The sequence below is a fragment of the Streptomyces sp. AC550_RSS872 genome (assembly GCF_019049285.1).
Taxonomy (GTDB): Bacteria; Actinomycetota; Actinomycetes; order Streptomycetales; family Streptomycetaceae; genus Streptomyces.
Window position 1 is genome coordinate 41,040 of sequence record NZ_JAGMUL010000050.1, and the last position, 25,706, is coordinate 66,745.

Here is a 25,706-nt window from a genome sequence, read left to right on the forward strand (position 1 = left end):
GCGGGGACGTACCCGGGTCGTACGCGAGGTCACGCACCGTGATCAGTAGGGAGTGCCGGGTGGGTCAACCGGAGATGCAGCCCGACAGGTCGCCGCAGGACAGGCGGAGCGGTGAAGGAATGGCCGGGCTGAGGCCGGGCGATCTGCGGGGGAGAGCGTTTCCGCTCGGGGACTGGGGGGAGCCCGCGGTGCGGCTGCACGAGCTGTACCGGTGGGTGGAGCGCGGGGCGCTGGACACGGCGACGTGGTACCTCGCGGATCGGGTGTGGAAGCGGCGGGGCGCCTGGGCGTTGCGGGGTGGTGCGGCGGCGGGGGCGGTCGTCGGGGCCGCGCTGCCGCTGCTGGATCTGACGGGGGTTGCGCGGGGGGCGGCGCCGTGGGGGTATCTGGCGCTGCTGCTGGCGGTGGCGTGTGTGGCGGTCGACCGGTTCTTCGGGGTGACGTCCGGGTGGATAAGGGACGTCGCTACGGCTCAGGCGGTGCAGCGGCGGCTTCAGATGCTTCAGTTCGACTGGGCGACGGAGAGTGTGCGGGAGGTGCTGGGGCCGGCTGAGGGGACGGCGAGCGAGGCGGCTGAGCGGTGCCTCGGGGTGCTGCGGCGGTTCTCGGAGGATGTGGCCGAGCTGGTCCGGGCGGAGACGGCGGACTGGATGGTGGAGTTCCGGACGGGGTCCGCGCCGTTGGGAATTCAGTCGGGGGTGGCCGGGGGAGCTCGGCAGGACGTGGGGGTGGGGTCGGGGCGGTTCGGTGTGTCGCCGGCCAATGGGGCGCGGCCGAACATGCCTCGACAGCGCCCGCCGGAGCCTCGCTGAGGGGCCGTCCTCAAGCGCCGGACGGGCTGAGAGGGCCTCGACCGGTGTCCGTGCACAGCCTCAGGCCCACCGGTGTGCCGCACGGCAGGTGCCCCTGGGTGCGGATCACCTGGCGGCTGCTCTCCTTGTCCAGGAAGGAGAGGAAGCCGGCGGTGAGGGAGTCTTCGGAGGGGATGCCGTCGGTGTAGGCGTACTCGATGTCGCGGTACGGGTAGGCGCTGGTGCCGCGTTCGATCTCGTTCACGTCGGCTCGGTCGCCGTCGAGGGGGACGGGGCGTACGCCCTCGTGGTGCGCGGCGGTGGTCAGTTCGCTGTAGCCGAGGGCGCCGGGCTGGGCGGCGATCTTGGCGAGGACGTCGCTGGTGGAGGCGAGTTCGCAGCGGGTCACCGCGGTGACGGTGCCGTCGGGCGGCCGGCAGTCCAGGGAGGTGCTCTGGGCCTGCTCCCACTCCCCCAGTACGCGGTCCTGGAAGACCTGCCGCGTCCCCGAGCTGTCGCTGCGGCTGACGAGGACGACGGGCAGGTCGGCGGTGGCCTCGTCGGTGCCGGGGAGCAGTTCGCCCCAGCGCTTGTACCGGCCCTGGTAGAGGTCCCGGACCTGCCGCACCGACAGACCGGACGGCCCGAGGTCGATCCCGTCGTTGACGACCAGGGTGAACACGGACAGCGCGACCTCCTTCCCCGTCAGGCCCAGGCGGTCGCCCAGTGGGCCGTCGGAGAACGCGATCACGTTCCGCGCGCTCGGCCTCGACCGGTCGGCCAGGGCGGCGAGCTCGGCGACACCGGACTCGCTGCCGCGCGCCTCGACGTGAATCTCGGCACCCGCGCACTTGCGCTCGTAACTCTTCGCCAGCGTCTCGATCACCGGCTCGAAGGCGGTCGAGCCGATCACCGTCACCTCACCCTGCTCGCACTCGATCGGATTGCCGTCGCGGAAGACGACGATGCCCGCGAGCGCCAGCACCGAGAGCGTGAGCAGGGCGGTGAAGATCCTGGCCGGCAGGCTGAACACCGGCGCCTTGTCGTCCGGTGTCGCACTGCGGTTGGGGTGCACCTCGCCGTCCCGGAGGCCGCCGCGCAGCCGTATCTCCGCACCCACGTCGCCGCCGGAGAGCATCACCAGCAGCTTGTAGTGGTCGCCGGGGTTGAGCGGGACGCGCGGGATGCGCAGCCGGTTGCCCTCGTAGCCGAAGCCGCGTTGCGCGGTGAAGTGGTCCATCAGATGGTCGATGTCGGTCGGCTGGGTGACCGAGACGCCCCGGATGGTGCGGTCCGTGAACACCGCGGTGAGCCCGTGCGGTTCGGGGCCCGTGTAGTCGTCGCGGTCGATGCTCTGCGAACCGTCGTTCTCGACGCGCAGCAGCACCAGCGTCGCGTCGTCCATGTCCGCGTCGAAGAGGCCGAGCCGGACGTTGGCCCGGCCCGAACGCACGTCGTCGCCGATCGGGTTGTCCATCTGGACGCGATAGCCGATCCGCTTTCTGCGCGGCACGCGCCGCTCGTACCAGACCATGACACCCGACGCGACGACACCGAGCACCGCCGTACCGACGGCCACGACGTTCTCTGCGCTCAGCCACTCCACCGGCGCCACCGTAGGCTCGCGCCGCCTCAACCGCCTTATCGGTACGGGTACTTGGGGTTACTGTCTGGTGTACGTCAGCTTCTCCCCGCTGCTGGTGTTCACCCGCTCCAGCCGCCCGTCCGGCAGCAGCCTGATCTCGGTGGCCTCGCCGGGTGAGCAGGAGGTGGCGGGCTCGCCCGCGGTCACGGTGGAGGGGCCGATCTCCAACGGGCCGTCCGCGCCGGGCGCTTCGGTCAGCGACGCCGTGAACTCGCAGTGATAGGTGCCGGTTCCGGCCGGGCCGTCGGCGACGAGGGTGAGCACCTTGTCGCCCACCTCGCCCTGCCGGATGGTCAGCCGGCGGGAGTTCTCACCGGTGGCGTTGTCGATGGCGGCCGTCCAGGTGCCCAGGTAGCGGGCCGGGATCGCGCCGTCCGTGGCCGCGGAGTCCGTCGGGTTCGGGTCCGGGGAGGCGGCCGGGTCGGTCGGACCGGAGGTCGCGGGGTCGGTCGTGGAATGGGTCGCGGTACCGGGACCACCCGTCGGACCGCCCGCCGCACCGTCGTCCCCACCGCCGTTCATGAGGGCGTACACCGAGCCACCGGCCGCGAGCGCGACGACCAGCGCGACGAGGACGAGCGCCACCGTGGAGCGTCCGCTGCGGTGCGGGGCTTCGGGCGGGGGCGCGGGGAGATACGGCAGGGGCGGGCCGTAGGGCGGGGTGGGGCTGTACGGCGGGGTCGGGCCGTGGGCGGGGGCGGGGCCGTAGGACGGGTTCGGACCGGCCGGCGGATAGCCGTAACCCGGCGGCTGCGGCTGCTGGGGATGTTGTTGCGGGTGCTGCTGCGGGGAGCCGTATGCCGGGTGGGCCGGAGTACCGCCGGGGGCGGCGGCCTCTCCGAAGGGGCTGCCGGGAGGGGTGCCCGGGAACGGCGGAGGGGTGGGGCCGCTCGGGGGCGCGACCATGGTGGGGAGCTGGTCGGGCGGGGTGCCCGGGGCGGCAGGAGCATGCTCGGGGGAGGCCGCGGGGGTCGGCTCGGCGGCACCCGGCACGCCCCCGGAGCCCGGCGCCGACGGACCGCCGTCACGCACCGGGGCCTGCGCTCCCCCGGCCCCCGCCGGACCCTCCCGCCCCTCAGGTCCCTCCGGATCCTCCGTGTCCAGCAACCGCACCGCATGCCGCCCCAGCTGTGCCACCAGCGCGCTCGGCAGCCAAGGGTCCCGGGACCGGCCGCCGGAGACGGTGTCCTCGGCGCCCGTGCGCTCCAGGATCCGGTCCAGCGCCGGCCGGGCGCCGGGGTCCTTGCGCAGACAGTCCCGCACCAGGTCGGCGATCCCCTCGGGCACGCCCTCCAGGTCGGGTTCCTCCTGGGCGATCCGGAACATCACGGCGTGCGCGCCGCTGTCGACGGAGCCGAAGGGCAGCGTGCCGGTCGCGGCGTAGGCGAGCACCGAGCCCAGACAGAACACGTCGCACGCGGGCGTGATCCGGTCCCCGCGCACCTGCTCGGGTGCCATGAACCCCGGCGACCCGACGAGCGCGCCGGTGCGGGTGAGTCCGCTCTCGTCCACGGTCTCCAGGGCGCGGGCGATCCCGAAGTCGATGACGCGCGGGCCGTCGATGGTGACCAGCACATTGGACGGTTTCAGGTCCCGGTGCACGATCCCCGCGGCATGGATGTCCTTGAGCGCGTGCGCGAGGCCCGCCGCCAGGATCCGGACCGATCGCTCGGGCAGCGCCCCGTGGTCCCGCCCGACGACCTGCTGGAGGCTGGGTCCGGCGACATAGCCGGTGGCGACCCAGGGCACGTCGGCCTCGGTGTCCGCGTCGAGCACCGGCGCCGTCCAGAACCCGCCGACCTGCCGCGCTGCCTGCACCTCCTGCCGGAACCGGGCCCGGAACTCCTCCTGCGCGGCGAGCTCCCGCCGTACGAGTTTCACGGCGACGGTACGGCCCCGGTCCGACCGGGCGAGATAGACGTCCCCCATGCCGCCCGCCCCCAGCCGCGCCAGCAGCCGGTAAACCCCGATCCGCTGTGGATCACCCGACCCCAGCTTCTCCATGCCACGCCCCCCAACCCCGCCGACGCAAACCCCCGCTCACGCAACGGCCCCACGATAGTGCGGCATATGGGGAGGTGAGCGGGTGGGCGTCTACGGTTCCGTAACAGGAGCGGCGATCTGGTCGAGAGCTGCCGACAACCGTTCCAGAACCCGTACGGCATCGGCGAGTTCCGCCTCCCCGACGGCCTGCGCCAGCCGGTCCGCGAAGGCCGCGTGCCCGGGGTCGATCCGGGAGATCGCCGCACGCCCCGCCTCCGTCGGCGCGAGGAGCTTGGCGCGGCGGTGGGCGGGGTTGGGCCGGTACTCGGCGAGCCCCTTGTCCACCAGCAGGTCGGCGATGCGCTGCACGCTCTGCCGGGTGATGCCCATGGCGCGGGCGATCCCGGAGACGGGAAGGGGCTCGCCGAGGACCGCGCCGAGCACCTGCCACCAGGCCGCGGTCAGCCCCGCGGGCCTGGCCAGTTCCTCGGCGACCGCGAGGAACTGGCCGTTGAGCCGGAAGACACCGAGCGCACTGCGGCTGAGCAGGTCCTGTCGCTCCCGGCTCACAGGACACCGGCCTTCTCGAGTACGGCGTACGCCTCGGCGTCGGAGTCGTGGAACAGGCGGTACCAGGCGTCGACGGCCTCGTCCTCGTACACCTTCAGCAGCCGCAGGATCTCCCGGGCGAAGGCCACGGGTTCGGTGGGACCGGCGGTGACGAGCCCGCCGTCGGTGACGGCGTCGGCCTCGGCATACCGCTCGCCGCCGCCGTACCCGGTCGCGGCCAGATAGAAGGAGACCGCGCTGGTGTGGTCCCGGTCGTCGAGCAGCCCTTCGCGGGCCAGCCCGACCGTCGCCCCGCAGATCGCGGCCACCGGCACCCCGGCGTCCAGGAAGGCACGGGCGGTGCGGGCGAAGGGGGCGAGTTCGTCGCCCGCGTCCCAGAGGTCGGCGCCCGGGAGGATCAGCAGGGACGCGTCGGACGGCCGCAGGTCGGCCAGGGCCAGGTCGGGCTGGATACGCAGACCGCCGACGGTGGTGACGGGTTCGCGGGTCGGGCCGACGGTGCGGATCTCGTATCCGGCGCGGGCCAGCTGGGCGGTGGCATAGCCGGGTTCCCAGTCGGCGAGGGTGTCGTAGACGGCGAGGTGGACGGGCTTGCGGGTGCTCATGGCTCCTCCTGGGGACCTGGCCAATGACCCATGGCCGATATCCGAAATCCGATGACAGCATCCTGTCACTTCGACAGCACCCTGTCAACGCCTCGCAACACAACACCCGACCATCACCCGACCGCCACCCGGCGAACACCAACGGTGCAAAACAGGACATCCTCTTGCCGCCGTCGTCGTTGGGCCGGGCATGAAGATCATCGCTGCCGCCGCGCTCGCCGGCGCGGCCCTCCTCGCCGCCGCCCTCCCCGCCTCCGCGGACGACGGGCCCCTCGACTTCGGCATCTTCCAGGGCGTCAACGACACCAAGGGCTCGAACTCCACGGGCCCCGGTTCGACCTGGGGGCAGACGGACAGCGGGGCGAACGGGACCGTCCCCCGCTCGGCGCTGGGCCTGCTGGTGGAGAAGCTGACGTCGCCCGACCAGCGCTAGGGCCCTTCGCCAGGGCGTGTCGACAACCTGTCGCGGAAACCCCTCGACCGCAGACAGGACGCCGATACCGTGCCGCGGCGCCGACTCGTAGGCTCGGCTGCATGACCCCTCAGCCTGATCCAGAAATCGGCGCCGCCGTAAAGGCCGCGGACCGTGCGCACGTGTTCCACTCCTGGTCCGCGCAGGAACTCATCGACCCGCTCGCCGTCGCCGGTGCGGAGGGGTCGTACTTCTGGGACTACGACGGCAAGCGCTACCTCGACTTCACCAGCGGGCTCGTCTACACGAACATCGGCTACCAGCACCCGAAGGTCGTCGCCGCGATACAGGAGCAGGCCGCACACCTGACCACCTTCGCGCCCGCCTTCGCCATCGAGGCCCGCTCCGAGGCGGCCCGGCTGATCGCCGAGCGGACGCCCGGCGACCTGGACAAGATCTTCTTCACCAACGGCGGCGCGGACGCCGTGGAGCACGCGGTGCGGATGGCCCGGCTGCACACGGGCCGTCCGAAGGTGCTGTCGGCGTACCGCTCGTACCACGGCGGCACCCAGCAGGCCGTGAACATCACCGGCGACCCGCGCCGCTGGGCCTCCGACAGCGCCACGGCCGGGGTCGTGCACTTCTGGGCACCGTTCCTCTACCGCTCCCGTTTCTACGCCGAGACCGAGGAGCAGGAGTGCGCTCGGGCGCTGGAGCATCTGGAGACGACGATCGCCTTCGAAGGGCCTTCGACCGTCGCCGCGATCATCCTGGAGACGATTCCGGGGACCGCGGGGATCATGCTGCCGCCGGCCGGCTATCTGGCCGGGGTCCGCGAGATCTGTGACAAGTACGGGATCGTCTTCATCCTGGACGAGGTCATGGCGGGGTTCGGACGGACCGGGGAGTGGTTCGCGGCGCACCTGTACGACGTCACTCCCGACCTCATGACCTTCGCGAAGGGCGTGAACTCCGGGTATGTGCCGCTGGGCGGCGTCGCCATCTCCGGGGCCATCGCCGAGACCTTCGCGAAGCGGCCGTACCCCGGCGGTCTCACGTACTCCGGTCACCCCCTGGCCTGCGCGGCCGCCGTCGCGACGATCAACGTCATGGCCGAGGAGGGCGTCGTCGAGAACGCCGCCCGGCTGGGCGCCGAGGTGGTGGAACCCGGGCTGCGTGAGCTGGCCGAGCGGCATCGCTGCGTGGGCGAGGTGCGGGGCGTCGGCATGTTCTGGGCCCTCGAACTGGTCAAGAACCGGGAGACCCGTGAGCCGCTGGTGCCCTACAACGCGGCCGGTGAGGCCAACGCCCCCATGACCGCGTTCGGCTCCGCCGCGAAGGCGGGGGGCATCTGGCCGTTCATCAACATGAACCGCACCCATGTCGTGCCGCCGTGCAACGTGAGCGAGGGTGAGTTGAAGGAGGGGTTGGCAGTGCTGGACGCTGCGCTGGCGGTCGCTGACGAGTACGCGGAGTAGGCCTCACCGTAGGGCGGCTGCGCGGCGAACGGCCGGTGAGGGCTGGTCGCGCCCACGCGCCCCTTCTGGGGCTCCGCCCCGGACCCCGCTCCTCAAACGCCGGAGGGGCTGAATTTCAGCCCGTCCGGCGTTTGAGGACGAGGCCCGCAGGGCCGACAGCGGGGGTCTGGGGGCGCAGCCCCCAGGGATGGGACGGGTAGGGGCGGCGGGGGCGAGGAAAAGTCCGGGTCGTCGCGGAAACCTGCCCCGGAACCCGAACGCGTAAGGTGGCGTGCTCGTAGACATACGTGTACGCACACACGCCACCACATCGCGACGACGGGAGACGCCCCGACCATGCCCGGCCCCGGCGGCAACGGCTCCGTGACGCGGAGCACCCTGCGGCAGCAGATCGCGGACGCCCTCCGCGACGAGGTGCTGGCCGGCCGGCTCCAGGCAGGACGGGCGTTCACGGTCAAGGAGATCGCCGAACAGTACGGCGTCTCCGCGACCCCGGTCCGCGAGGCCCTCGTCGACCTCTCCGCCCAGGGCCTGCTGGAAGCCGACCAGCACCGCGGCTTCCGCGTGCACGAGTACTCCGTAGCGGACTTCCGCGGCATCGTCGAGGCCCGCGGCCTGGTCACCGACGGCATGTTCCAGGTCCTGGCCGCCGACACCGCCCGCCACCGGGACCCCGACGACCCCCTCGTCCACGCCGCCGTGGTCGGGGTACGCCGCCGCGCCGAGGAGGCCCAGCGCGCCGCCACCGCCGGTGACCTCACCGTCCTGATCGGCTACGACCTGCGTTTCTGGCGCGAACTCGGCGCCCTCTTCGGCAACGCCTACCTCTCGGACTTCCTGCACAGGCTGCGCGTGCAGGCCTGGGTCTGCGCCGTCCAGCATCTGCGCCACCTCGACGATCTGCGCGGCCACCTGTGGTGCCGGCACACCGACCTGGTCGACGCCCTGATGCGCCGCGACCTGCCCACGGCCCGCTCGATCATCACCGAGCACGACGCGGGCTCCCTGGCCCTGATCGAGCAACTTGCAGCCGAATGAGCCGCCCGGGGAAGTGGGTGGACGGAGTGTGGGTAGGGGACCCGCACGAGCGGGGGACCTGCCTGAGGGTCCGCACGAGGGGGTCCGCCCCCGAGCCGCACCGATTACCCTTCCCTGACCAACCTGCTATGCGAGGAGCCTTCTTTGGCCTGTGACCTGTGGCTGGTACCGCTTGTCGACGTGTTGTGCCACACCCCCGACAACCCCTTCGCCGAGGAACTCGCGCAATACAACAAGGTGCTGGCCGAGGCCGGGCTGCCTCCGGTGCCGGTGTACCAGTACATGCCGGGCCTGTCCGGGGACGTCGCACCGGTCGCCGGCTTCGACTACGACGCGCTGCACTTCCTGCGCCGCGCCTATCTGCTCCAGGTCTGCGGACTCCCGGTGACCCCGGTCGACGAACTGGGCGGCGACTACGAACAGCTCCTGGAGATGTTCGAGACCACGGCCAAGCAGTCCCACCTGGTCTGGCACTACGACCACGCGGGCGCCTACGTCCCCGTCGACTTCCCGGGCCCGCTCTCCAACGACGAACTCCTCGCGGGCGGCGGCCCCCTGGGCTCCTCCCAGGCGCTCCTGCGCGAGCTGGAGTTCGTGGCCCCGGTCATCGGCATCGACCCGGCCAACCCCCCGGCGGCCCCCCAGGCTCCGCTCGCCCCGACGGCCTTGGAGGAACCGGCGGTTCCGGCGCCCTACGACCCGAGCCCGTTCGCCCGTGAACGGCATGTGTGGCTGGGGCTGCACGCGGCGGCGACGCGGAGTCTGGCGCAGGGGTCGATGATCGTGTTCAGCTGACGCCTGGCGCCCTCGGGATCACACGCTCGGCAGGGCGCCGAGCATCGCACCCGTCACCAGGACCACATACGCGCCGAACGTCACGGCGGTCGTCGCCAGGAGTGTGGCGCGCGGGGGCTGGCGGACCAGCTGGTAGGCGATGAGGCCGGGGACGATGTAGCCGAGCGTCTGGTGGCTGAAGAGGTACGGGAACTGGTGCTGGAGCAGCAGATACAGCGCCGCCTGGATCAGTACGCCGCACATCACCACCGCCGCGAACAGCCGCTTGCCGTACAGGATCACCAGGTTCTGCATCACCCGGGTGCAGCCGTACGTCACCACGGTCACGCCGAGCACCATCGCGAACAGCCGCCAGTCCCCGACGAGCGCCAGCGCCAGCCAGCCGGGGGTGATCATGCCGCCGGGTGAGAGGTTCGTGGTGAGGTAGCAGATCAGGGAGAAGAACAGGCCGAGCGCGATGCCGATCGCGGCCATGTCGGGGCTGAGGTCGACAGGGGTCACTGGTCGTTGTCTCCGGGGTCGGTGCTGCGGGTGCGCTGGGCGGGGATGACGGTGGCGGCGTCGGCCGGGGGCAGTTGGGCGAGGCGCTTCAGCAGGTGTTCGCCCTGCCCGTGGATGTTGCCGACGGCGACCAGGGAGGAGTCCGGGCCGAGGGCGGCGAGCAGGTCGGCGGTGAGCGCGTCGGCGTCACGGTCGTCACCGCCGAGGTCGATGACGCGTCCGGCCCAGTCGGAGGGGATGCCGTCGCGGGCGCTCTTGGTGGGGTGGCCGATCAGGAACACGGTGTCGGGGGCGAGGTCGGGGACGATCTGGCCCATCTGGCCGTTGCGTTCGACGCGGTCGGGGCGGCAGTTGATCACGACGTTGAGCGGGCGGTGGATGGCGCCGAGGCCGAGGAGCTGGTTGACGTTCATCAGCGTCGACTCGGGGTCGTTGGCCGCGAAGACGTTGGCGAAGCGCAGCCTGCCGCCCTGCGGCGTGCGGTACTTCTCCACCGACAGCACTCCCGGGTCCGGCGGGGCGTCGTACATGCCCTGTAGGGCCGTCTTCCGGTCGACGCCCAGGAGTTCGGCGACGGCGAGCGCGATGGCGACGTTCTCCTTGAAGGTGAACCAGGAGAATCCGCGCAGCTCCTCGTCGGTGACGGTCTCGGGGTCGGCGTAGATCAGCTCGCAGTTCCGGGCGGCGGCCTCCTTCTGGAGGATGCCGAAGCGCTCCTTCTCGGCGGTGACGCAGATGCCGCCGACGGGCATGGACCGGCACAGCGAGCGGGCCACGTCGTCGAGGGTCGGCCCCATCTCAGCCAGATGGTCCTCCCGTACGTTGCACAGCACGCCGATCGTGGAGCGGATCAGCTTGGTCTGGTTGACCTCCTGGAGGGCCGGCATGACCGCCATGCACTCGATGACGAGGGCGTCGGGCCGGTAGACGGCGGCGCGGCGCACGATGCCGATCTGCTCGACGACGTTGGCGATGCCGAACTTGCGGTATACGGGCTCCTCGGTGGCGTCGGGGTGGATGAAGCGGGCGGCCGTACCGGTGGTCTTGGCGACGGTCGTGAGGCCGCCGCCGCGCAGGGCGCCCGCGCACAGCCGGGTGATGGAGGACTTGCCGCGGATGCCGTTGACCAGCACCCGCTGGGGGATGGCGTGGAGGTTGGCGTAGTGCCGACGCTGTTCGACGATTCCGGCGATCAACAGGCCGACGGAGCCTATGAGGTAGACGCTGAAGAGGAAGAGCATGACCTTGCTTCTCGGTGTGCTTCTCGGGGTGCTTCTCGGGGTGACGCGGCCAGTTGCTGGCGGACGAGTTCGAGGCTGCGGGCCACGGAGCCGACCTCGTCGTGGTGGACGGGGAAGATGACGGCGGTGCGGTCGCCGGCCGCGAGTGCCGACGCCGAGCGGTCGAGGGCGCGCAGCGGGCGCAGCACGGTCAGTTCCAGCCAGCCGAGGCCGAGCGCGGCGGCGGCGAGGGCGAGAAGGGCGGCGAGTTCGGCGTGCCGCTCGGCCTCGTAGCCGGCGAGGCGCAGCCAGGACAGCGGCTTGTGGGTGACGACGCGCCAGCGCAGACCGTCGACCGCCGTGGCGCCCTTGACCTGGGCGGTGGCGGCGAGCGTGTGCCCGCCGGGCGACGGCATGGAACTGAACGCGACGAAGCCCTGGTTGGAGGCGATGATCCGGCCGCTCGCGTCGGCCAGCCAGGACCGCCCGAGCCCAGAGCGGGTGAGAACCTGGTTGAAGGCGTCCGGCGTCAGCTCGCAAACCAGCTTGCGGGTGCCGTCCCCGACGGGCACGACGGCCGCCGCCACCGGCACCCTGCCGCTGCGGTTGAGCTGGACCACCCCGGACGTGCCCGGCTTCACCGAGGCCAGGGCGGCCTTGCGGTCGACGTCCAGCGGGGTGTCGCCGGAGTGGGCGAGGATCTCGCCGTCGCGGTCGACGAGGTAGAGCGAGCTCCAGGTGTCGTGCCCGGGCAGCTCGTCGTCGAGCACCTCACCGACGCCGCCCCGGGTGCCGTCCGCGAGCCGGGCGATGGAGGACAGGTCGGCAACGGTCTCGCCGAGGGTGCGGCGGACGCGGTCGGCGGCGGCCTGGGTGCGGTACTGCTGGTCCCGGGCGGCCTGGTCGGGGACGTGGTCGCCGCTTCGGGCGTAGGTGACGAGGGGAAGGGCGACGGCCCAGGCGGCGACGAGTGCGGCGCAGCACACGACGACGGCCCGCAGCCCGCCCCGCCGCTTCCGAGGCCGCAACTCACCTGATCCATTGAGGAGTTGAAGTCGGAGCGACTCCAGCACCCTTGCGATCCGCCGCGCCTCACCTCGCGCGGCCCGCACGGCGACCGGGCGCCCGAGGTCCCCCCGGGCGATGCGCCGCGCCTCCTGGTGCAGCCCGAGCAACGGCCGCTGGACGTAGCGCACCAGCAGCCAGGTGACGAGGAGCCCGACGGCCAGCAGCGCCCCGGCCGCGGCGAGCCCGGTGCGCCGGTCGTCCGCGACGGCGGTCCCGGCGGGCACGGGCACGACCGTCGCCACGGTCAGCCCCAGATCCCGTACGTGCTCGCCGCCCGGCACCTCGGCCCGGCCGACGGCGAAGTACCGGCCGCCCTCACGCCGTACGTCGAGGTTCCAGTCCTGTACGGCCGCCCGCAGCCCGGTGTCGCCGGCCTGCGGCCCGGACGCCGCGACGGTACGTCCGTTCGCGTCGGTGACGTAGGTGGTACGGCCGCCCTGCTGGGCGGGCAGCCGGAGCGCCCCGGAGGAGACCACCAACCACTCCGTGCCGTCGCCCCCTTCGAGCCGGGCGTACGACACCAGCCGGGGCGCGCCCGCGGCACCGACGACCAGCCGGGGCTTCAGGCCCTCGGTGTCGTCCAGGGGCACCTTCTCCCCCCGGGCGGCGAGCAGCTTGCCCGAGCCCGCGTCCACGACGGCGAGCCCGCGCCACTTGTCGTAGGCGCCGGCGAGCGAGTCCAGCACGGCCTTCGGGGACTTCTGTCCGCCCTGGCCGAGCAGGGAGACGGCATCGCTCAGATCAGCCGAGTTCTGTTCCAGGGAAGCGCCCAGAGAACGGGCGGAATCGGCGGCGATGTCTCCCTGGGAATCAATGATCGCCCGGGAAACGGCACGGTCGTGAGAGTTCCCAACAGTGAACAAGGCCAGACCGGAAACGACGACCAGCAAGGTCAGCAGAACCGCGATGGGCGGTCGGACACCACCGAGCAACGGCATATCGGCACGCCTTCGCCGCAGAAAACGCGGGGTGTGAGCAGGCCTGATCGCCTGCATGAGATCACTCCTGAGCTGAGAGAACAGGGGGCAGGTTCACCTCCCGAGAGGGGAGGAGAAACAGCCAGGTTCATCAACAACCGCAAATTAATGGAGCATTCATCTCGTGATCCAGCCCACACGAATCAAGCGGAACCTGCGCCTACGCTCGGCTCATCATGCAAGTGATGGACGATTCCCCAAGTCGCGCTCCGCGAAGCCGACGCGCCCTCCTGATCGCCCTCGCCCTGGGCACGGCGGCGGCCGTACCGACGACGTACGCCCTGCTCTCGCCGGATACCGACCCGGCCTCCCCCACACCCCCGAAGCTCCACCTCACCCACCAACTGGCCGCGTACGTCGAGGACTTCCCCACCCATGACGGCTACCGCGTCCCCACGCGGGCCGAGCGCACGGCCGTGGCCACTGCCGTGACGGAGACACTGCGCGGCGACTTGAAGGCGGCCGGACGACGTCTGCGGAACGTCAACTACCGCCTGAGGACGACCCACTTGGCCGACTCCGACCGCAAGGTGGCGGAAATCGCCGAGCCGAAAGCCACGGGCCGGGGCTGGGGCAGGGTGTACGTCGACCTGAGCGAGCCCGTCCGCTGGATGGTCCAGGTCCCCCACCCCCGCTCCGACCTGCACACGGAACTGATCGGCGCCGACCTGTTCGCCCGGGTGCCCGGCGGCGTCCTGGTCCTGGCGGGCGCACCCCGCGACGCCGCGCGGGGCCGGACGGCCGACATGGCCCATCGCAGCCGTACGGTTTTCAACGCGGTGTGCGACGTCCTGGTCGACCGCCGCATCCCCGCCCTCCAGGTGCACGGCTTCGCCGACGCCAGCTCCCCCGGCCACGACGTGGTGCTCTCGACGGGCCCCGCCGGACGCACACCGACGGCGAGCGCGGCTGCCGACAGACTCGCGGCGGAGGGCTTCAGGGTCTGCCGCGCCTGGTCCCGCGACTGCGGTCAACTGGAGGGCAGGACCAACGTCCAGGCCGGTGCGGCGGCCGACCTGGACGTGGATTTCCTGCACGTGGAGAACAGCCACGCCCTGCGCGAGGACCCGGGCGCGCGGGCCCGGCTGGTCACGGCGCTCAGCGAGGTCGCGCGGCGCTGGTCGCGGTGACCGGCAGCACCTGGCGGGACCGGCCCGGCGGTCAGCCCAGCTGGGACAGGCCCTTCTGTACGTCCTCCAGGTTCATCACCGGCGTGTAGGACACGGTGGCGTTGCCCTCCCGGAAGAGCGGCTCGGTGATCACCGGAATCTGCGCCGTGTCCTCCAGGTCGAAGACCAGGAAGGCCGTGCGCTCACCTTCGTCCGGGAGGAAGTAGGCGGCCTCCGGGTGGACCCGGTCGACGATGTCCTGGATCAGTCCGCCCATCTTTCCGCTGCTGATGAGCTGGTTCCCCTTCTCCGTGTCGAAGTGGGCCTTGAGCAGTACACGCATCGCAATCCCCTTCTTCACCCGAGTTCACAACCTCACCTCCAGCGTATGACCGCTATACCCCTTTCGCCCGGGTGCCGCTTCCCTGGGAGCAGCCGAGCGGCCTCACGAGGGCGTTTTCGGGGTGATGCGGGTGAGGGGCACCCAGCGGGCGGGGCGCCCCTCACCCCGGGCCATCAGGTCTGCTCGACGATGCGGATCGTGCGGATGCCGGTGCCCCGATAGCGGGTCGGCGTCCTGGTCAGGACAGGCCGCCCGCGCGGCCACTCGACCGTCGGCAGGGCGAGGTGCAGCACATGGGCACCGCTCCAGTCGGCCTCGCCCTTGCCGTCCCGCTCCTCGTCCCCGGCCGCCGCCGTCCGCAGGCGTTTACCGACCGCGGCGGCCGCCGCGAAGTCGAGCCCTTCGATGTCGACCGACGGCAAGGCACCGAGGTGCTCCGCCACCCCCGCCCGCTCACGCTCGGCGACGGCCAGACTGAGCGCCGGAATGCAGACCCGCAGCGCAGGGTTCTTCTCGGCCTCCACCACGAGCCGGGAGGCCATACTGTTCCCCGCGCCGAGCGCCAGGGCCGCTGTGTCGTCGAAGATGACGGCACGCGGCAACGGATACCGCTCCTGGTCCGTCACTGAACCTCCCCGATGCGTCCGGCCTCCAGATCGGCCCACAGCTTCTCGCCGGCCTTCTCGTCCTCCTCCGTGTACGGACGCCCGAGGAAATGCTCTTCGACGTATGCCTTCGTCTCCTCGTATCGCTTGCGCAGCTCTTCCTTGGTCGGCGTGGCCCCCGCCAGCTCCGCCACGAAGTCCCGCATGCTCATCCCGCGCTCACGGGCGAGCTCCTGGAGGCGGTCTCGGACGGCGGGATCGACCTTGATCGTGGTGTCAGGCATGAGAAGAGTATACCGGCGGTATACCACCTCAGGGCGTTCGAGTGTGACAGTCATCACCACTCCGTTTCTTCGATGGAACCGGCGACACGCGAGTGCGGACCGGGAGTCGTGCGCCTACGCGGGCACCGCGCGCCCCTTCAGCAGCACCCGGGCCAGCCCTCCACCTCTCCGGAGGACCTCCCGCCAGGCGAAGGCACCCGTCCGCCGGAACTCGACTTCAACAGCCGTAACAGGCAAGGACGTTGGGACTGCGGGGCGCCCACGCAACAGGCATGCCTCGATATGCGCGGACGCCGAGTGCACCGGCCCCGGCCAGCCGTACGCCAGCGCCGCCCGCACCTGGGAACTACTGCGCCCCCGCTCCCACCACTCCTCGACGAGCGGCGCGAGCCGCAGCGCCTCGGCGCCGTCGAGGGTGAGCCGGGGGTCGATGTTCCTGAGCGAGATGAGCAAGTGCGCGGCACGCACGGTCCACCTGCTCGGCGCGTGCCGGTCCCCGACTTTTTCGAATTCACCCATTGGTGGCTCGGCTTCGTACGGAGCGTCGAACACCTCGTAAACGACGGACAGTTGCCTCGCCGCCCCGCCCTCGCCACCGTCGCGCACCACCCGCCGCAGATACCGCCGTTCCTCCAGTTCACGCAGGGCGGCGACGACCCGCGACCGCCCCTCGACGCAGGGCGCGGTGAGCGCGCGGAGGGTGACGCGGGTGTGGATCGGGAGGGCCAACAGGTACGCCAGTACGCTCAGCGCGGGCCAGGAGATGCTCCGGTCGCGGAGAAGAGCGGCGGACAGGCCTGAAAAGACGCGCGCAGGCGTCGTACGATGAGAACGCATCCGGAGGTCTCAGCTCCTGGGTGTCGAGCCCCCGGGTGTTGGCGCACCGCGGGGGCATTTCGTTTGTTGGCGTGACTCTAAGGCCACGCAGAGCGACGATTGCAAGTCGAAACCGCCTTTTCCCAGGCGGAAGTTCGCGTTCTTCACTCCTGCGAGTGAAGGGCGGTGCAGAGCAGACGCGTGTGGACGAGGCGGTCGGGGGTCGTGGGGCGGTAGCGCCAACTCAAAGGCCAGGTCAGACCGTCGAGCGCGGGTACCGGGATGTACGAGACACGGCTCGGACCGGCGGTGAAGCGGGTGACGCTGTCGGGCCAGGCGCGGTGGGACGTACTGCCGACGGCCACGAGGAAATAGACCCCGCGCCGGCCCGTCGCCGTCTCGACGATCGGACCCGGATCACCGCCGGTCATCCGCGCCAGCCAGTCGGCGACGTCCCGCCCTTCCTCACCGTCGACTCTGATCGCGTCGAACTGGACGCCTGCCTTGCGGAGTTGGACGCCGGATTCCGGGAGCCAGGTCAGCTCACTTTGCGTATTCACAGGGACAGTGTCTGCACACGGAGCTAGCGTGATCCATGACTCTGAGTCGCCGGTCGACCACGGTTGGACACCGGGGTCCGCGAGTTGTGACCGGTTGAGTTCGGTTGAGTTCGGAGGTGACCGCAATGGCGCGGGCGGAGAACAAGACGGAGGCAGGCGGTACGGCCCATTTGGTCGCCGCGTTGGCTAAAGCGTTGCGGGCGCAACAGGGGCTGTCGCAGGAGCAGTTGGGCAAGAGGCTTGGGTACACGGCCGCGGCCGTCAGCGCGATGGAGACGTGTGCGCAGCCCGCGAGCGATCAGATGCTGGTGGGGTTGGAGGCGGAGATCGGGGGCGGGCTGGGTGTCTTCGAGAAGGCGCGCAAGTGGATGCTGCTGGAGAAGTACCCGGCTCGGTTCCGTGGGTTCTCGGAGATCGAGTCCGGGGCGATCACACTGTGCTCGTACGAGACGCTGGTCGTCGACGGTCTGTTCCAGACCGAGGACTACGCGCGGGCGCTGATCGGCGGCGGCTATCCACCCGTGTCAGAGCAGAGGCGTGAGGAACTGGTGGAGGCCCGGCTGGCCCGCCGGGCGCTCTTCGACCGGGACCCGGCCCCGCACATCGAGCTGATCCTCGAAGAGAGCGTGCTGCGGAGGCCGTTCGGCAGCTGGGAGATCCTGCGCGGGCAGCTGCGCTCGCTCGCCGAGGACGCCCAGCGGGAGAACGTCGTCGTGCAGGTGCTGCCCCTGGACCGTGGGCTGCGCGGAACGTACGCGGGCGCTCGCGGCCCCATGAAGCTCGTGGAGACCAAGGACCACGAGCACGTCGTCTACATGGAGATCGAGGACCAGGCCATTCTGGTCAGCGACCCGGCGGAGGTGTCCCATCTCGCGCACCGCTATGCGAGGATCCGTTCACAGGCCCTGAGTCCCGACGAATCACTGGCCTTCATCGAGCGGTTGGCAGGAGAGGAACGATGACCGGCACCGGAAGCCTTCGCTGGTTCAAGTCGAGCTACAGCGACGACGGCGGCGGCAACTGCGTCGAAGTCGCCTACGCCTGGCGCAAGTCCTCGTACAGCGACAGCGGCGGCGGCAACTGCGTCGAAGTCGCCCCCTGCCCCCACGCCACTGCCACCACCATCCACATCCGCGACTCCAAAAACCCCGACGGCCCAAATCTCACCGTCTCCGGCAAGGCCTGGACCGCGTTCATCGCGCTACCGGTCGGCTAGCGAATGCTAGGCTACTTATAATCAAAATTCTGGGCTTTGGGCGCCCCAGCTGGAGGCAGGGAAGTGGAAAAGGATCACCTTGACAAGGTCTTGACGATCCCAAACGCTTTGAGTGCCCTGCGGGTTGCCGGAGTTCCGGTGTTCCTGTGGCTCGTCCTCCAGCCCTACTTCGGAAATCCGAGTCGTGACGGATGGGCGATCGTCCTGCTGATGGTCAGCGGCGTCACCGATTACCTCGACGGGAAACTGGCTCGCCGATGGAACCAGATAACCCGCCTCGGTCAGGTGCTGGATCCGGCGGCTGACCGGCTCTATACGATTTCCACGCTGCTCGCGCTGGTCCTGCGGGATATCGTCCCTTGGTGGTTCCTGGCCCTGCTTCTCGCGCGTGACGTATTCATGGCCCTCAATATCGCCACCCTGCGGCGGATCGGATACGGTCCTCTCAAGGTCAATTTCATCGGCAAAGCGGCCACCTTCAATCTCATGTACGCATTCCCACTGCTTCTGCTGGCCGACGGAGGAGATTCGTTGGCTCACTTTGCGGGCATTTTCGGATGGGCGCTGGCGATTTGGGGAGCCGCGTTGTACTGGTGGTCTGCGGCTCTTTACACGACTCAGGTGCGCGGACTGAGGTTGGCCGCCGTCCGGTAGGCCGGTAGGCGAGAAGGCCCCTGTACAAACAGAAACTGCGCCGCGTCCGGGAGTTCGGACGCGGCGCAGTTTCAATGTTTACGGGCCTACAGGAACGAGTTGATCTCGATCGTCTCGTCCCGGCCCGGGCCGACACCGATCGCGGAGATCGGCGCGCCGGACATCTCCTCCAGCGCCTTGACGTACGCCTGGGCGTTCTTCGGGAGGTCGGAGAAGGACTTGGCCTTGCTGATGTCCTCGCTCCAGCCCGGCAGCATCTCGTAGACCGGCTTCGCGTGGTGGAAGTCGGACTGGGAGTACGGGAGCTCCTCGACGCGCTTGCCGTCGATCTCGTACGCCACGCAGACCGGGATCTGCTCCCAGCCGGTCAGGACGTCCAGCTTGGTGAGGAAGAAGTCGGTCAGGCCGTTCACGCGGGTCGCGTAGCGGGCGATCACCGCGTCGAACCAGCCGCAGCGCCGGTCACGGCCGGTGGTGACGCCCCGCTCGCCGCCGATGCGGCGCAGCGCCTCGCCGTCCTCGTCGAAGAGCTCGGTCGGGAACGGGCCGGAGCCGACGCGGGTCGTGTACGCCTTGAGGATGCCGATGACCCGGCTGATCTTCGTCGGACCGACGCCCGCACCCGTGCAGGCACCGCCCGCGGTCGGGTTCGAGGACGTGACGAACGGGTACGTCCCGTGGTCGATGTCGAGCAGAGTGCCCTGGCCGCCCTCGAAGAGGACCACCTTGTCGTCCTCAAGGGCCTGGTTGAGGACCAGGACCGTGTCGGCGACGTAGGGCTTGATCTTCTCGGCGTAGTCCAGCAGCTCCTCGACCACCTGGTCGACGGCGATGGCGCGCCGGTTGTACAGCTTGGTGAGCAGCTGGTTCTTGACGTCGAGAGCCGCCTCGACCTTCTGCGTGAGGATCGACTCGTCGTACAGGTCCTGCACACGGATACCGACGCGGTTGATCTTGTCGGCGTAGGTCGGGCCGATGCCGCGACCGGTGGTGCCGATCTTCCGCTTGCCGAGGAAGCGTTCCGTCACCTTGTCCACCGTCACGTTGTACGGCGTGATGATGTGCGCGTTTCCGCTGATGAGGAGCTTGGACGTGTCGACGCCGCGCTCGTTCAGACCGCTCAGCTCGGAGAGCAGGACCGACGGGTCGACGACGACGCCGTTGCCGATGACCGGGGTACACCCCGGGGAGAGGATTCCGGAAGGGAGCAGGTGGAGGGCGTACTTCTGATCACCCACGACTACCGTGTGGCCGGCGTTGTTGCCGCCCTGGTAGCGCACCACGTAGTCGACGGATCCGCCTAGCAGGTCCGTCGCCTTTCCCTTGCCTTCGTCACCCCACTGAGCACCGAGCAGCACAAGTGCGGGCACGCGCGTACACCCCTTCCGGGCGGGGCATGTCCAAGGTCAGGGGTGTACACGGAGGGTCTTCGCCGTGTACACCACGACAGGTCGCGACCGTCGTTGGCCGTGAACCGTCGGACCGGATGGCCCCGGAATAGACGAAGCCCCTGGCGCAATAGCGCAAGGGGCTCTTGCACAAAGATGCTACCCGAGGAAGCGAGGCATGGCCGAGGTGGCGACTTTCGCGATGTCCGATCAGCTGCTGGTGGTGATCGATCCGGTTGCCCGGCGGACGGACGGGGAGTCCGTCAGGATCGCGAAAGACGTGCTCAGCGCGGGTGCGGCGACGAAAGTGTGTCTGCCGGACGATCCGGACGAGTTCGCCCGCGCGCTGACCCGCAGAGGGTCACGGCGGCCCGTGGTCATCGGCGACGACCGGGCGCTGACCCGTGCGGTGACCCTGCTGCACCGGCAGCGGGAGCTGGCCGAATGCGTGCTGTCGGTGGTGCCGGTCGGCGGCGCGCTGTCGCTGGCCGAATCCCTCGGGGTGCCCACGGGGGCGGTGGCGGCGGCCCGGGCCGTCCTGGACGGCGTGGAGCGGCGCCTGGACCTCCTTGTGGACGACAGCGACGGTGTGGTGCTGGGCGGGCTGCGGATCCCGCCGATACGGGACCCCGCCGCGCCGGACGGGGCCGGCGCGGCGGGGTCGGGTGCGGGGCGGCCGTGGTTGCGGACCTGCCAGTCGCTCGTACGGACGCTGGTGCCGGCGCGGGGCGCCTCCCCGGCCGCATCGGGGCCGTCCCGGCTGCGCGTCGAGGTCGACGGGGCGATGCTGGTGGACCTGGACCAGCCAGTGGAAGCGGTGTCGGTGACACCGGGCGCCGACGGGGTGGCCGAGGTGGAGGTGCGTCCGCTGTCGGTGGGCGCGGAGGCAACGCCGCTGCTGGGCGCGGGGCGGACCGTGACCGTGTCGGGGGCGCATTTCCGGTACCGGGCGGACACGGAGGTGTCGGGGCCGGTGCGGACGCGGACGTGGGTGGTGCGGGAGGGGGCTTGGGGGCTTACGGTGCCGGGGGTGGGGTGACGTCAGGTATCGGCTCGGACCAGCCGCAACTCGGCGTAGCGACTCCACTACACCTGCGAAGTCGATTTCCAGAATCGAAGATCAGCCCTGCCCGAACGTCTTCTCCCGGTGCACCCGCCACCGCTCCATCATCGCCACGACCTCGCCCTCCATGAACTCGAAGAAGGCGAGGGTCTCGGCCAGGCGCCGCCCTGCCGGAGTGTCGGCGCCGAGGCTGTTCACGCCCTCGCGCAGAGCCGCCTCCCACCGCTTGAGGACGGCTTCGCGGTTGGTCAGGGCCTCGTACCACTGGTCGCCGTGCACCCGGTAGCGCTCCCGGCGCGAACCGGGCTCCCGCTCGCGGGACACCATGTGCGCGTGGGCCAGGTAGCGCACCGCCCCGGAGACCGCCGCGGGGCTGATCTGGAGCTGTTCGCTCAGTTCGGCGGAGGTCAGCACGCCCTTGTCGGAGGCGAGCAGCGCGGCGAAGACGCGGGCGGCCATGCGCTGCATCCCGGCTTCGACGAGCTGCGCCGCGAAGGACTCCACGAACTTCGACACGGACTCCGCGTCCCGGCCGGCTCCGGCTGATTCCGTCATGCCCTCACCCTAACCGGACTTCATACGCTTCCTTAACTTCACAAATTTCTGAAAGAAGCGTACGTTCTGAAACATGACGAAGGCAATCACCGTCTCCGGACTGCACAAGTCGTTCGGCCGGACGCACGCGCTCGACGGCCTCGACCTGGAGGTCGAGACGGGCGAGGTCCACGGCTTCCTCGGCCCCAACGGCGCCGGCAAGTCCACCACCATCCGCGTTCTGCTCGGCCTGCTGCGCGCCGACTCGGGCGGCGCGCAGGTACTCGGCCGCGACCCGTGGGCGGACGCGGTGGAGGTGCACCGCCGGATCGCCTACGTGCCGGGGGACGTGACGCTGTGGCGGAACCTGTCCGGCGGCGAGGTCATCGACCTCTACGGCCGGCTGCGCGGAGGCCTCGACGCCCGACGCCGGGCGGAGCTGATCGAGCGCTTCGAACTGGACCCCACCAAAAAGGGCCGCACCTACTCCAAGGGCAACCGGCAGAAGGTCGCCCTCGTCGCCGCGTTCGCCTCCGACGTCGACCTGCTGATCCTCGACGAACCGACCTCCGGCCTGGACCCGCTGATGGAGGGGGTCTTCCAGCGCTGCGTGGAGGAGGAGCGCGACCGCGGCCGTACGGTCCTGCTCTCCTCGCACATCCTCAGCGAGGTCGAGGAACTCTGCGACCGGGTCAGCATCATCCGCAAGGGCCGCACCGTCGAGAGCGGTTCGCTCGCCGACCTGCGCCATCTGACCCGGACGAGCGTCACGGCCGAACTGGCGGGGCCGCCCAACGGGTTGTCGCACCTTCCCGGGGTGCATGATCTGGCCGTTCAGCCAATGGAGAGGGGTCAGGGCCGCCGCGTCCGCCTCCAGGTCGACACCGACAAACTCGACGCCGTTCTGCGCTCGCTCAGCGAGTCCGGAGTGCGGTCGCTGACCTCGACGCCGCCGACTCTGGAGGAACTCTTCCTGCGGCACTACCAGGCGGACGCGAACGTGAGCGAGGGCATGAGCGAGGTGTCCAAGTGACTGCCACGGCTTTCGCGGTACGGCCGGGTGGGACCCGCCAACTGGCGGGCACCGCGACCCTGTTGCGCTTCGCCCTGCGCCGCGACCGGGTGATGATCCCGGTCTGGGTCGCGGTGAACGCGCTGATGATCCTCTCCATGCCGAACACCCTGGAGAACCTCTACGACAGCCCCGCCGACCGCGCCAATCTCGTCCAGGACACGGCCGCCAACGCCTCCTTCCGCGCCCTGATCGGCCCGGTCTTCGACGACTCGATCGGTGCGCTGACGGCCTGGCGGGTCGGCGTGTACGCGGGCTCGCTCGCGGCCGTACTGAGCATGCTCCTCGTCGTACGCCACACCCGGGACGAGGAGGAGAGCGGCCGTCAGGAGCTGGTGGCGTCCGGGATGGTGGGCCGCAGGGCCTCCCTGACGGCGGCGCTGCTGACGGCGGTCGTCGCGAACGCCGTACTGGCGCTGCTGGTCACGGCCGGGCTCGCCGGCCGGGGTGCCGCCGGGGCACTGGCCTTGGGGCTCGGTCTCGCCGGGGTCGGCATGGTCTTCGCCACGCTGGCGGCGATCGTCGCCCAGTTCACCGAGAGCGCGCGGCTGGCACGGGGGCTGACGGCGGGGCTGGTGGGCGCCGCGTTCGTGCTGCGCGCGGCGGGCGACTCGGCGTCGGACGACGGTTCGTCGGCGCTGACGTGGGTGTCGCCGCTGGGCTGGCTGGAGAACCTGCGGCCGTTCGCGAGCGAGCGGTGGTGGGTGCTGCTGCTGTTCGCGGGGGCGGCCCTGGTGCAGGGCGCGGTGGCGTACGAACTCGCCGGGCGCCGGGACGTCGGCATGAGCTTCCTGCCCGCCCGGCCCGGGCCCGCTCTCGGCCGGCTCGGCACGGCGGGTGCGCTGGCCTGGCGGCTCCAGCGCGGCGGCGTGCTCGGCTGGAGCGTCGGGTTCTTCCTCGCCGGGGTCGTCTACGGCGGGCTGACCGACGGGGTGGCCGATCTGGTCGGGGACAACGACAACGCGCGGGAGATCTTCGAGCGGATGGGCGGGCAGGCCGGGATCACCGATGCCTTCCTGGCGTCGATGGTGGGGATGCTGGGGCTGATCGCGGCCTTGTACGTGGTGGCGTCGGTGCTGCGGCTGCATGGGGAGGAGACCTCGATGCGGGCGGAGCCGATCCTCGCGAACGCGGTGGGACGGCTGCGGTGGGCCGCGGGGCATCTGGTGATCGCCTTCGCCGGCGCGGCCCTGATCATGCTGCTCGCGGGCCTGGGTTTCGCCGTCGGCTACGGCAAGGAGACCGGCCCGATCCTCGGCGCCTGCCTGGTCCAGCTCCCGGCGATCTGGGTGGTGGGCGGGCTGGCGGTGCTGCTGTACGGGGTGGTGCCGCGGGTGGCTCTGGCTGCGTGGGGGGTGGCCGGGGCGGTGTTGCTGATCGGGTGGGTCGGGCCCGCGCTGGATGCTCCGCAGGTGGTGCTGGATCTGTCCCCGTTCGGGCATCTGCCGAAGTTGCCGGGCGGGGAGATGGAATGGGGGGCGGTGCTGGTGCTGCTGGGGGTGGCGGTCGTGCTGACGGCCGGAGGGCTGGTGGGGTTGCGGCGGCGGGACTTGACGGCGTGACGGTCGGTGGGGGGTGGCTGCGTGGGTTTATCGCCCCCGCCGCCCCTACCCGTCCCATCCCTTGAAGGGGCTCCGCCCCTTCGACCCCGGCCAGGGGGCTGCCGCCCCCTGGACCCCCGCTTCGGCCCGAAGGGCCTCGTCCTCAAACGCCGGACGGGCTGAAAGATCCGGGCTACGCCGGCTCGACCCTCAGGCCCTCCAGTCCCCGGATCACGAAGTTCGGCTTGCGCTCCGGCTCCGCCGCCAACCGCAGGGTCGGGGCCTGTTCCAGGAGGGCCGTCATCGAGGCCGCCAGTTCGATGCGGGCCAGGGGGGCGCCGATGCAGTAGTGGATGCCGGCGCTGAAGGAGATGTGGGGGTTCTCCTTGCGGGTGAGGTCGAGGCGGTGGGGGGCGTCGAAGACCTCGGGGTCGTGGTTGGCGGAGCCGAAGAGCAGGGCGATCTCCGCACCCCGCGGGATCGTCGTGCCGTCGATCTCGATCTCGATCTCGTCCAGCACCCAGCGCTCGAAGAGCTGGAGCGGGGTGTCGTAGCGCATCAGCTCCTCGATCGCCGACGGGATCAGGGAGTGGTCGCCGCGCAGGGCGGCCAGCTGGTCGGCGTTGCGGAACAGGGCCCACCAGCCGTTGACCGTGGCGTTCACCGTGGCCTCGTGGCCTGCGTTCAGGAGGAGGACAGCCGTGGAGATCATCTCCTGCTCGGTGAGGCGGTCACCCTCGTCGTGCGCCTCGATCAGACCCGAGATCAGGTCGTCGCCCGGCTCCTTGCGGCGGGCCGCGATCAGCTCCAGGAGGTACTCCGAGAACTCGACCGAGGCACGCACCGCCTTCGTCGCAGTCTCCTCGGACGGGTTCAGCTCGTACATCCCGCAGATGTCCGCCGACCAGGGCCGCAACTGCCCCCGGTCCGACTCGGGGATGCCCAGCATCTCGGCGATCACCGCGACCGGCAGGGGCTCCGCGACGTCCGTCAGCAGGTCACCGCCGCCCGCCTCGACCAGCCCGGACACCAGCTCGCCCGCCAGCTGCCGCACATAGGGCTTCAGCTGCTCCACCGTGCGCGGCGTGAACGCCTTCGACACCAGCCGGCGGATCCGGGTGTGGTCCGGCGGCTCCAGGTCGAGCATCCCGTGGTCGTTGAGCACGTGGAACGGCTCGTGCTCCGGCGGGGGCGCGGTCCTTCCGAAGTCCTCGTGGGTGAAACGGTGCTGGTACGTCCGGCCCAGGCGGCGGTCGCGCAGCAGCGCCGACACGTCGGCGTGGTGCGGGACCAGCCACTGGTTCGTGGGCTCGTAGTAGTGCACCCGGCCCCGGGCACGCAGTTCGGCGTAGGCGGGGTACGGGTCGGCCAGGAACGCCGGGTCCCACGGGTCGAAGGCGAGGGCGGAGGGAGCTGCCATGCCCGGACGTTAGCCCGG

Annotated in this window: 27 protein-coding genes; 12 read left to right on the forward strand and 15 right to left on the reverse strand. The window is 70.7% G+C overall.

Features of this window, described 5'->3' with window-relative positions:
• Window positions 1–59 precede the first annotated feature (59 nt).
• Complete coding sequence (locus KUM44_RS21265) at window positions 60–812, forward strand: SLATT domain-containing protein (protein WP_217209867.1); 753 nt, start codon at window positions 60–62, stop codon at window positions 810–812.
• A gap of 10 nt (window positions 813–822) precedes the next feature.
• Here the strand turns inward: KUM44_RS21265 and KUM44_RS21270 are convergent, their stop codons facing one another.
• From KUM44_RS21270 to KUM44_RS21285, 4 genes are all read right to left on the reverse strand, one after another.
• On the reverse strand, window positions 823–2,397 hold the full coding sequence (locus KUM44_RS21270; protein ID WP_217209868.1) for a substrate-binding domain-containing protein: 1,575 nt from the start codon (window positions 2,395–2,397) through the stop codon (window positions 823–825).
• A 57-nt stretch (window positions 2,398–2,454) separates the two neighbouring features.
• The gene (locus KUM44_RS21275; protein ID WP_217209869.1) at window positions 2,455–4,440 is read right to left on the reverse strand and encodes a serine/threonine-protein kinase; all 1,986 of its coding nucleotides are present in this window, start codon (window positions 4,438–4,440) and stop codon (window positions 2,455–2,457) included.
• A gap of 90 nt (window positions 4,441–4,530) precedes the next feature.
• Window positions 4,531–4,989 carry a MarR family winged helix-turn-helix transcriptional regulator gene (locus tag KUM44_RS21280; protein WP_217209871.1) on the reverse strand — a complete coding sequence of 153 codons (459 nt, stop codon included), beginning with the start codon at window positions 4,987–4,989 and terminating at the stop codon, window positions 4,531–4,533.
• Window positions 4,986–5,594, reverse strand: coding sequence for a type 1 glutamine amidotransferase family protein (locus KUM44_RS21285; protein ID WP_217209873.1), 609 nt, complete (start codon window positions 5,592–5,594; stop codon window positions 4,986–4,988). Before KUM44_RS21285 ends, KUM44_RS21280 begins: the two co-directional genes overlap by 4 nt.
• A gap of 190 nt (window positions 5,595–5,784) precedes the next feature.
• On the opposite strand from KUM44_RS21285, the gene KUM44_RS21290 reads away from it, so the two are divergent.
• From KUM44_RS21290 to KUM44_RS21305, 4 genes are all read left to right on the forward strand, one after another.
• Entirely contained in the window at window positions 5,785–6,027 is a 243-nt protein-coding gene (locus KUM44_RS21290; protein WP_217209875.1) for a hypothetical protein, read from the forward strand.
• A gap of 101 nt (window positions 6,028–6,128) precedes the next feature.
• The gene (locus tag KUM44_RS21295) at window positions 6,129–7,484 is read left to right on the forward strand and encodes an aspartate aminotransferase family protein (protein ID WP_217209878.1); all 1,356 of its coding nucleotides are present in this window, start codon (window positions 6,129–6,131) and stop codon (window positions 7,482–7,484) included.
• Window positions 7,485–7,820: 336 nt separating this feature from the next.
• Window positions 7,821–8,522: a GntR family transcriptional regulator gene (locus KUM44_RS21300; protein ID WP_217209880.1), complete on the forward strand. Its 702-nt coding sequence runs from the start codon at window positions 7,821–7,823 to the stop codon at window positions 8,520–8,522.
• 144 nt (window positions 8,523–8,666) lie between these two features.
• The gene (locus KUM44_RS21305; protein ID WP_217209882.1) at window positions 8,667–9,317 is read left to right on the forward strand and encodes a hypothetical protein; all 651 of its coding nucleotides are present in this window, start codon (window positions 8,667–8,669) and stop codon (window positions 9,315–9,317) included.
• An 18-nt stretch (window positions 9,318–9,335) separates the two neighbouring features.
• Here the strand turns inward: KUM44_RS21305 and KUM44_RS21310 are convergent, their stop codons facing one another.
• From KUM44_RS21310 to KUM44_RS21320, 3 genes are read right to left on the reverse strand one after another with little or no spacing between them, the layout of a single operon-like run.
• The gene (locus KUM44_RS21310) at window positions 9,336–9,818 is read right to left on the reverse strand and encodes a poly-gamma-glutamate biosynthesis protein PgsC/CapC (protein ID WP_217209884.1); all 483 of its coding nucleotides are present in this window, start codon (window positions 9,816–9,818) and stop codon (window positions 9,336–9,338) included.
• Window positions 9,815–11,059, reverse strand: coding sequence for a poly-gamma-glutamate synthase PgsB (pgsB, locus tag KUM44_RS21315; protein WP_217209886.1), 1,245 nt, complete (start codon window positions 11,057–11,059; stop codon window positions 9,815–9,817). Before pgsB ends, KUM44_RS21310 begins: the two co-directional genes overlap by 4 nt.
• Window positions 11,029–13,044 (reverse strand): HAMP domain-containing protein, encoded by a 2,016-nt coding sequence (locus KUM44_RS21320; protein WP_217209888.1) that lies wholly within the window; start codon window positions 13,042–13,044, stop codon window positions 11,029–11,031. The genes pgsB and KUM44_RS21320 overlap by 31 nt, the downstream gene beginning before the upstream one ends.
• A gap of 224 nt (window positions 13,045–13,268) precedes the next feature.
• On the opposite strand from KUM44_RS21320, the gene KUM44_RS21325 reads away from it, so the two are divergent.
• The gene (locus KUM44_RS21325; protein WP_217209890.1) at window positions 13,269–14,213 is read left to right on the forward strand and encodes a hypothetical protein; all 945 of its coding nucleotides are present in this window, start codon (window positions 13,269–13,271) and stop codon (window positions 14,211–14,213) included.
• Between the two features lie 31 nt (window positions 14,214–14,244).
• Here KUM44_RS21325 and KUM44_RS21330 read toward each other — a convergent pair whose 3' ends face one another.
• From KUM44_RS21330 to KUM44_RS21350, 5 genes are all read right to left on the reverse strand, one after another.
• Entirely contained in the window at window positions 14,245–14,535 is a 291-nt protein-coding gene (locus KUM44_RS21330; protein WP_217209892.1) for a hypothetical protein, read from the reverse strand.
• A gap of 173 nt (window positions 14,536–14,708) precedes the next feature.
• Window positions 14,709–15,161, reverse strand: a complete 453-nt coding sequence (locus tag KUM44_RS21335) for a hypothetical protein (RefSeq protein ID WP_217209893.1) — start codon at window positions 15,159–15,161, stop codon at window positions 14,709–14,711.
• Window positions 15,158–15,424 carry a hypothetical protein gene (locus KUM44_RS21340; protein ID WP_254389850.1) on the reverse strand — a complete coding sequence of 89 codons (267 nt, stop codon included), beginning with the start codon at window positions 15,422–15,424 and terminating at the stop codon, window positions 15,158–15,160. The genes KUM44_RS21335 and KUM44_RS21340 overlap by 4 nt, the downstream gene beginning before the upstream one ends.
• A gap of 114 nt (window positions 15,425–15,538) precedes the next feature.
• Complete coding sequence (locus KUM44_RS21345) at window positions 15,539–16,261, reverse strand: hypothetical protein (protein WP_217209897.1); 723 nt, start codon at window positions 16,259–16,261, stop codon at window positions 15,539–15,541.
• 143 nt (window positions 16,262–16,404) lie between these two features.
• On the reverse strand, window positions 16,405–16,800 hold the full coding sequence (locus tag KUM44_RS21350; protein WP_217209899.1) for a hypothetical protein: 396 nt from the start codon (window positions 16,798–16,800) through the stop codon (window positions 16,405–16,407).
• 125 nt (window positions 16,801–16,925) lie between these two features.
• Between KUM44_RS21350 and KUM44_RS21355 the strand changes: the two genes are divergently transcribed.
• The 3 genes from KUM44_RS21355 to KUM44_RS21365 all read left to right on the forward strand — a co-directional run bounded on the left by KUM44_RS21355 (window position 16,926) and on the right by KUM44_RS21365 (window position 18,670).
• A complete protein-coding gene (locus KUM44_RS21355; RefSeq protein ID WP_217209901.1) occupies window positions 16,926–17,762 on the forward strand; it encodes a helix-turn-helix transcriptional regulator in 837 nt (278 codons plus the stop codon).
• Entirely contained in the window at window positions 17,759–18,016 is a 258-nt protein-coding gene (locus tag KUM44_RS21360) for a DUF397 domain-containing protein (RefSeq protein ID WP_217209903.1), read from the forward strand. Before KUM44_RS21355 ends, KUM44_RS21360 begins: the two co-directional genes overlap by 4 nt.
• A gap of 63 nt (window positions 18,017–18,079) precedes the next feature.
• On the forward strand, window positions 18,080–18,670 hold the full coding sequence (locus KUM44_RS21365; protein WP_308402684.1) for a CDP-alcohol phosphatidyltransferase family protein: 591 nt from the start codon (window positions 18,080–18,082) through the stop codon (window positions 18,668–18,670).
• 86 nt (window positions 18,671–18,756) lie between these two features.
• Here KUM44_RS21365 and KUM44_RS21370 read toward each other — a convergent pair whose 3' ends face one another.
• Entirely contained in the window at window positions 18,757–20,040 is a 1,284-nt protein-coding gene (locus tag KUM44_RS21370) for an adenylosuccinate synthase (protein WP_217209907.1), read from the reverse strand.
• Between the two features lie 196 nt (window positions 20,041–20,236).
• Between KUM44_RS21370 and KUM44_RS21375 the strand changes: the two genes are divergently transcribed.
• A complete protein-coding gene (locus tag KUM44_RS21375; RefSeq protein ID WP_217209910.1) occupies window positions 20,237–21,097 on the forward strand; it encodes a diacylglycerol kinase family protein in 861 nt (286 codons plus the stop codon).
• 81 nt (window positions 21,098–21,178) lie between these two features.
• Here the strand turns inward: KUM44_RS21375 and KUM44_RS21380 are convergent, their stop codons facing one another.
• Complete coding sequence (locus KUM44_RS21380) at window positions 21,179–21,676, reverse strand: GbsR/MarR family transcriptional regulator (RefSeq protein WP_217209913.1); 498 nt, start codon at window positions 21,674–21,676, stop codon at window positions 21,179–21,181.
• A 73-nt stretch (window positions 21,677–21,749) separates the two neighbouring features.
• Here KUM44_RS21380 and KUM44_RS21385 point away from each other — a divergent pair, with 73 nt between their 5' ends.
• Window positions 21,750–22,688, forward strand: coding sequence for an ABC transporter ATP-binding protein (locus KUM44_RS21385; RefSeq protein ID WP_217209915.1), 939 nt, complete (start codon window positions 21,750–21,752; stop codon window positions 22,686–22,688).
• Window positions 22,685–24,289 carry an ABC transporter permease gene (locus KUM44_RS21390; protein ID WP_217209917.1) on the forward strand — a complete coding sequence of 535 codons (1,605 nt, stop codon included), beginning with the start codon at window positions 22,685–22,687 and terminating at the stop codon, window positions 24,287–24,289. The genes KUM44_RS21385 and KUM44_RS21390 overlap by 4 nt, the downstream gene beginning before the upstream one ends.
• Before the next feature lie 172 nt (window positions 24,290–24,461).
• Here the strand turns inward: KUM44_RS21390 and KUM44_RS21395 are convergent, their stop codons facing one another.
• Window positions 24,462–25,688 (reverse strand): cytochrome P450, encoded by a 1,227-nt coding sequence (locus KUM44_RS21395; protein WP_217209919.1) that lies wholly within the window; start codon window positions 25,686–25,688, stop codon window positions 24,462–24,464.
• Window positions 25,689–25,706: the final 18 nt, after the last annotated feature.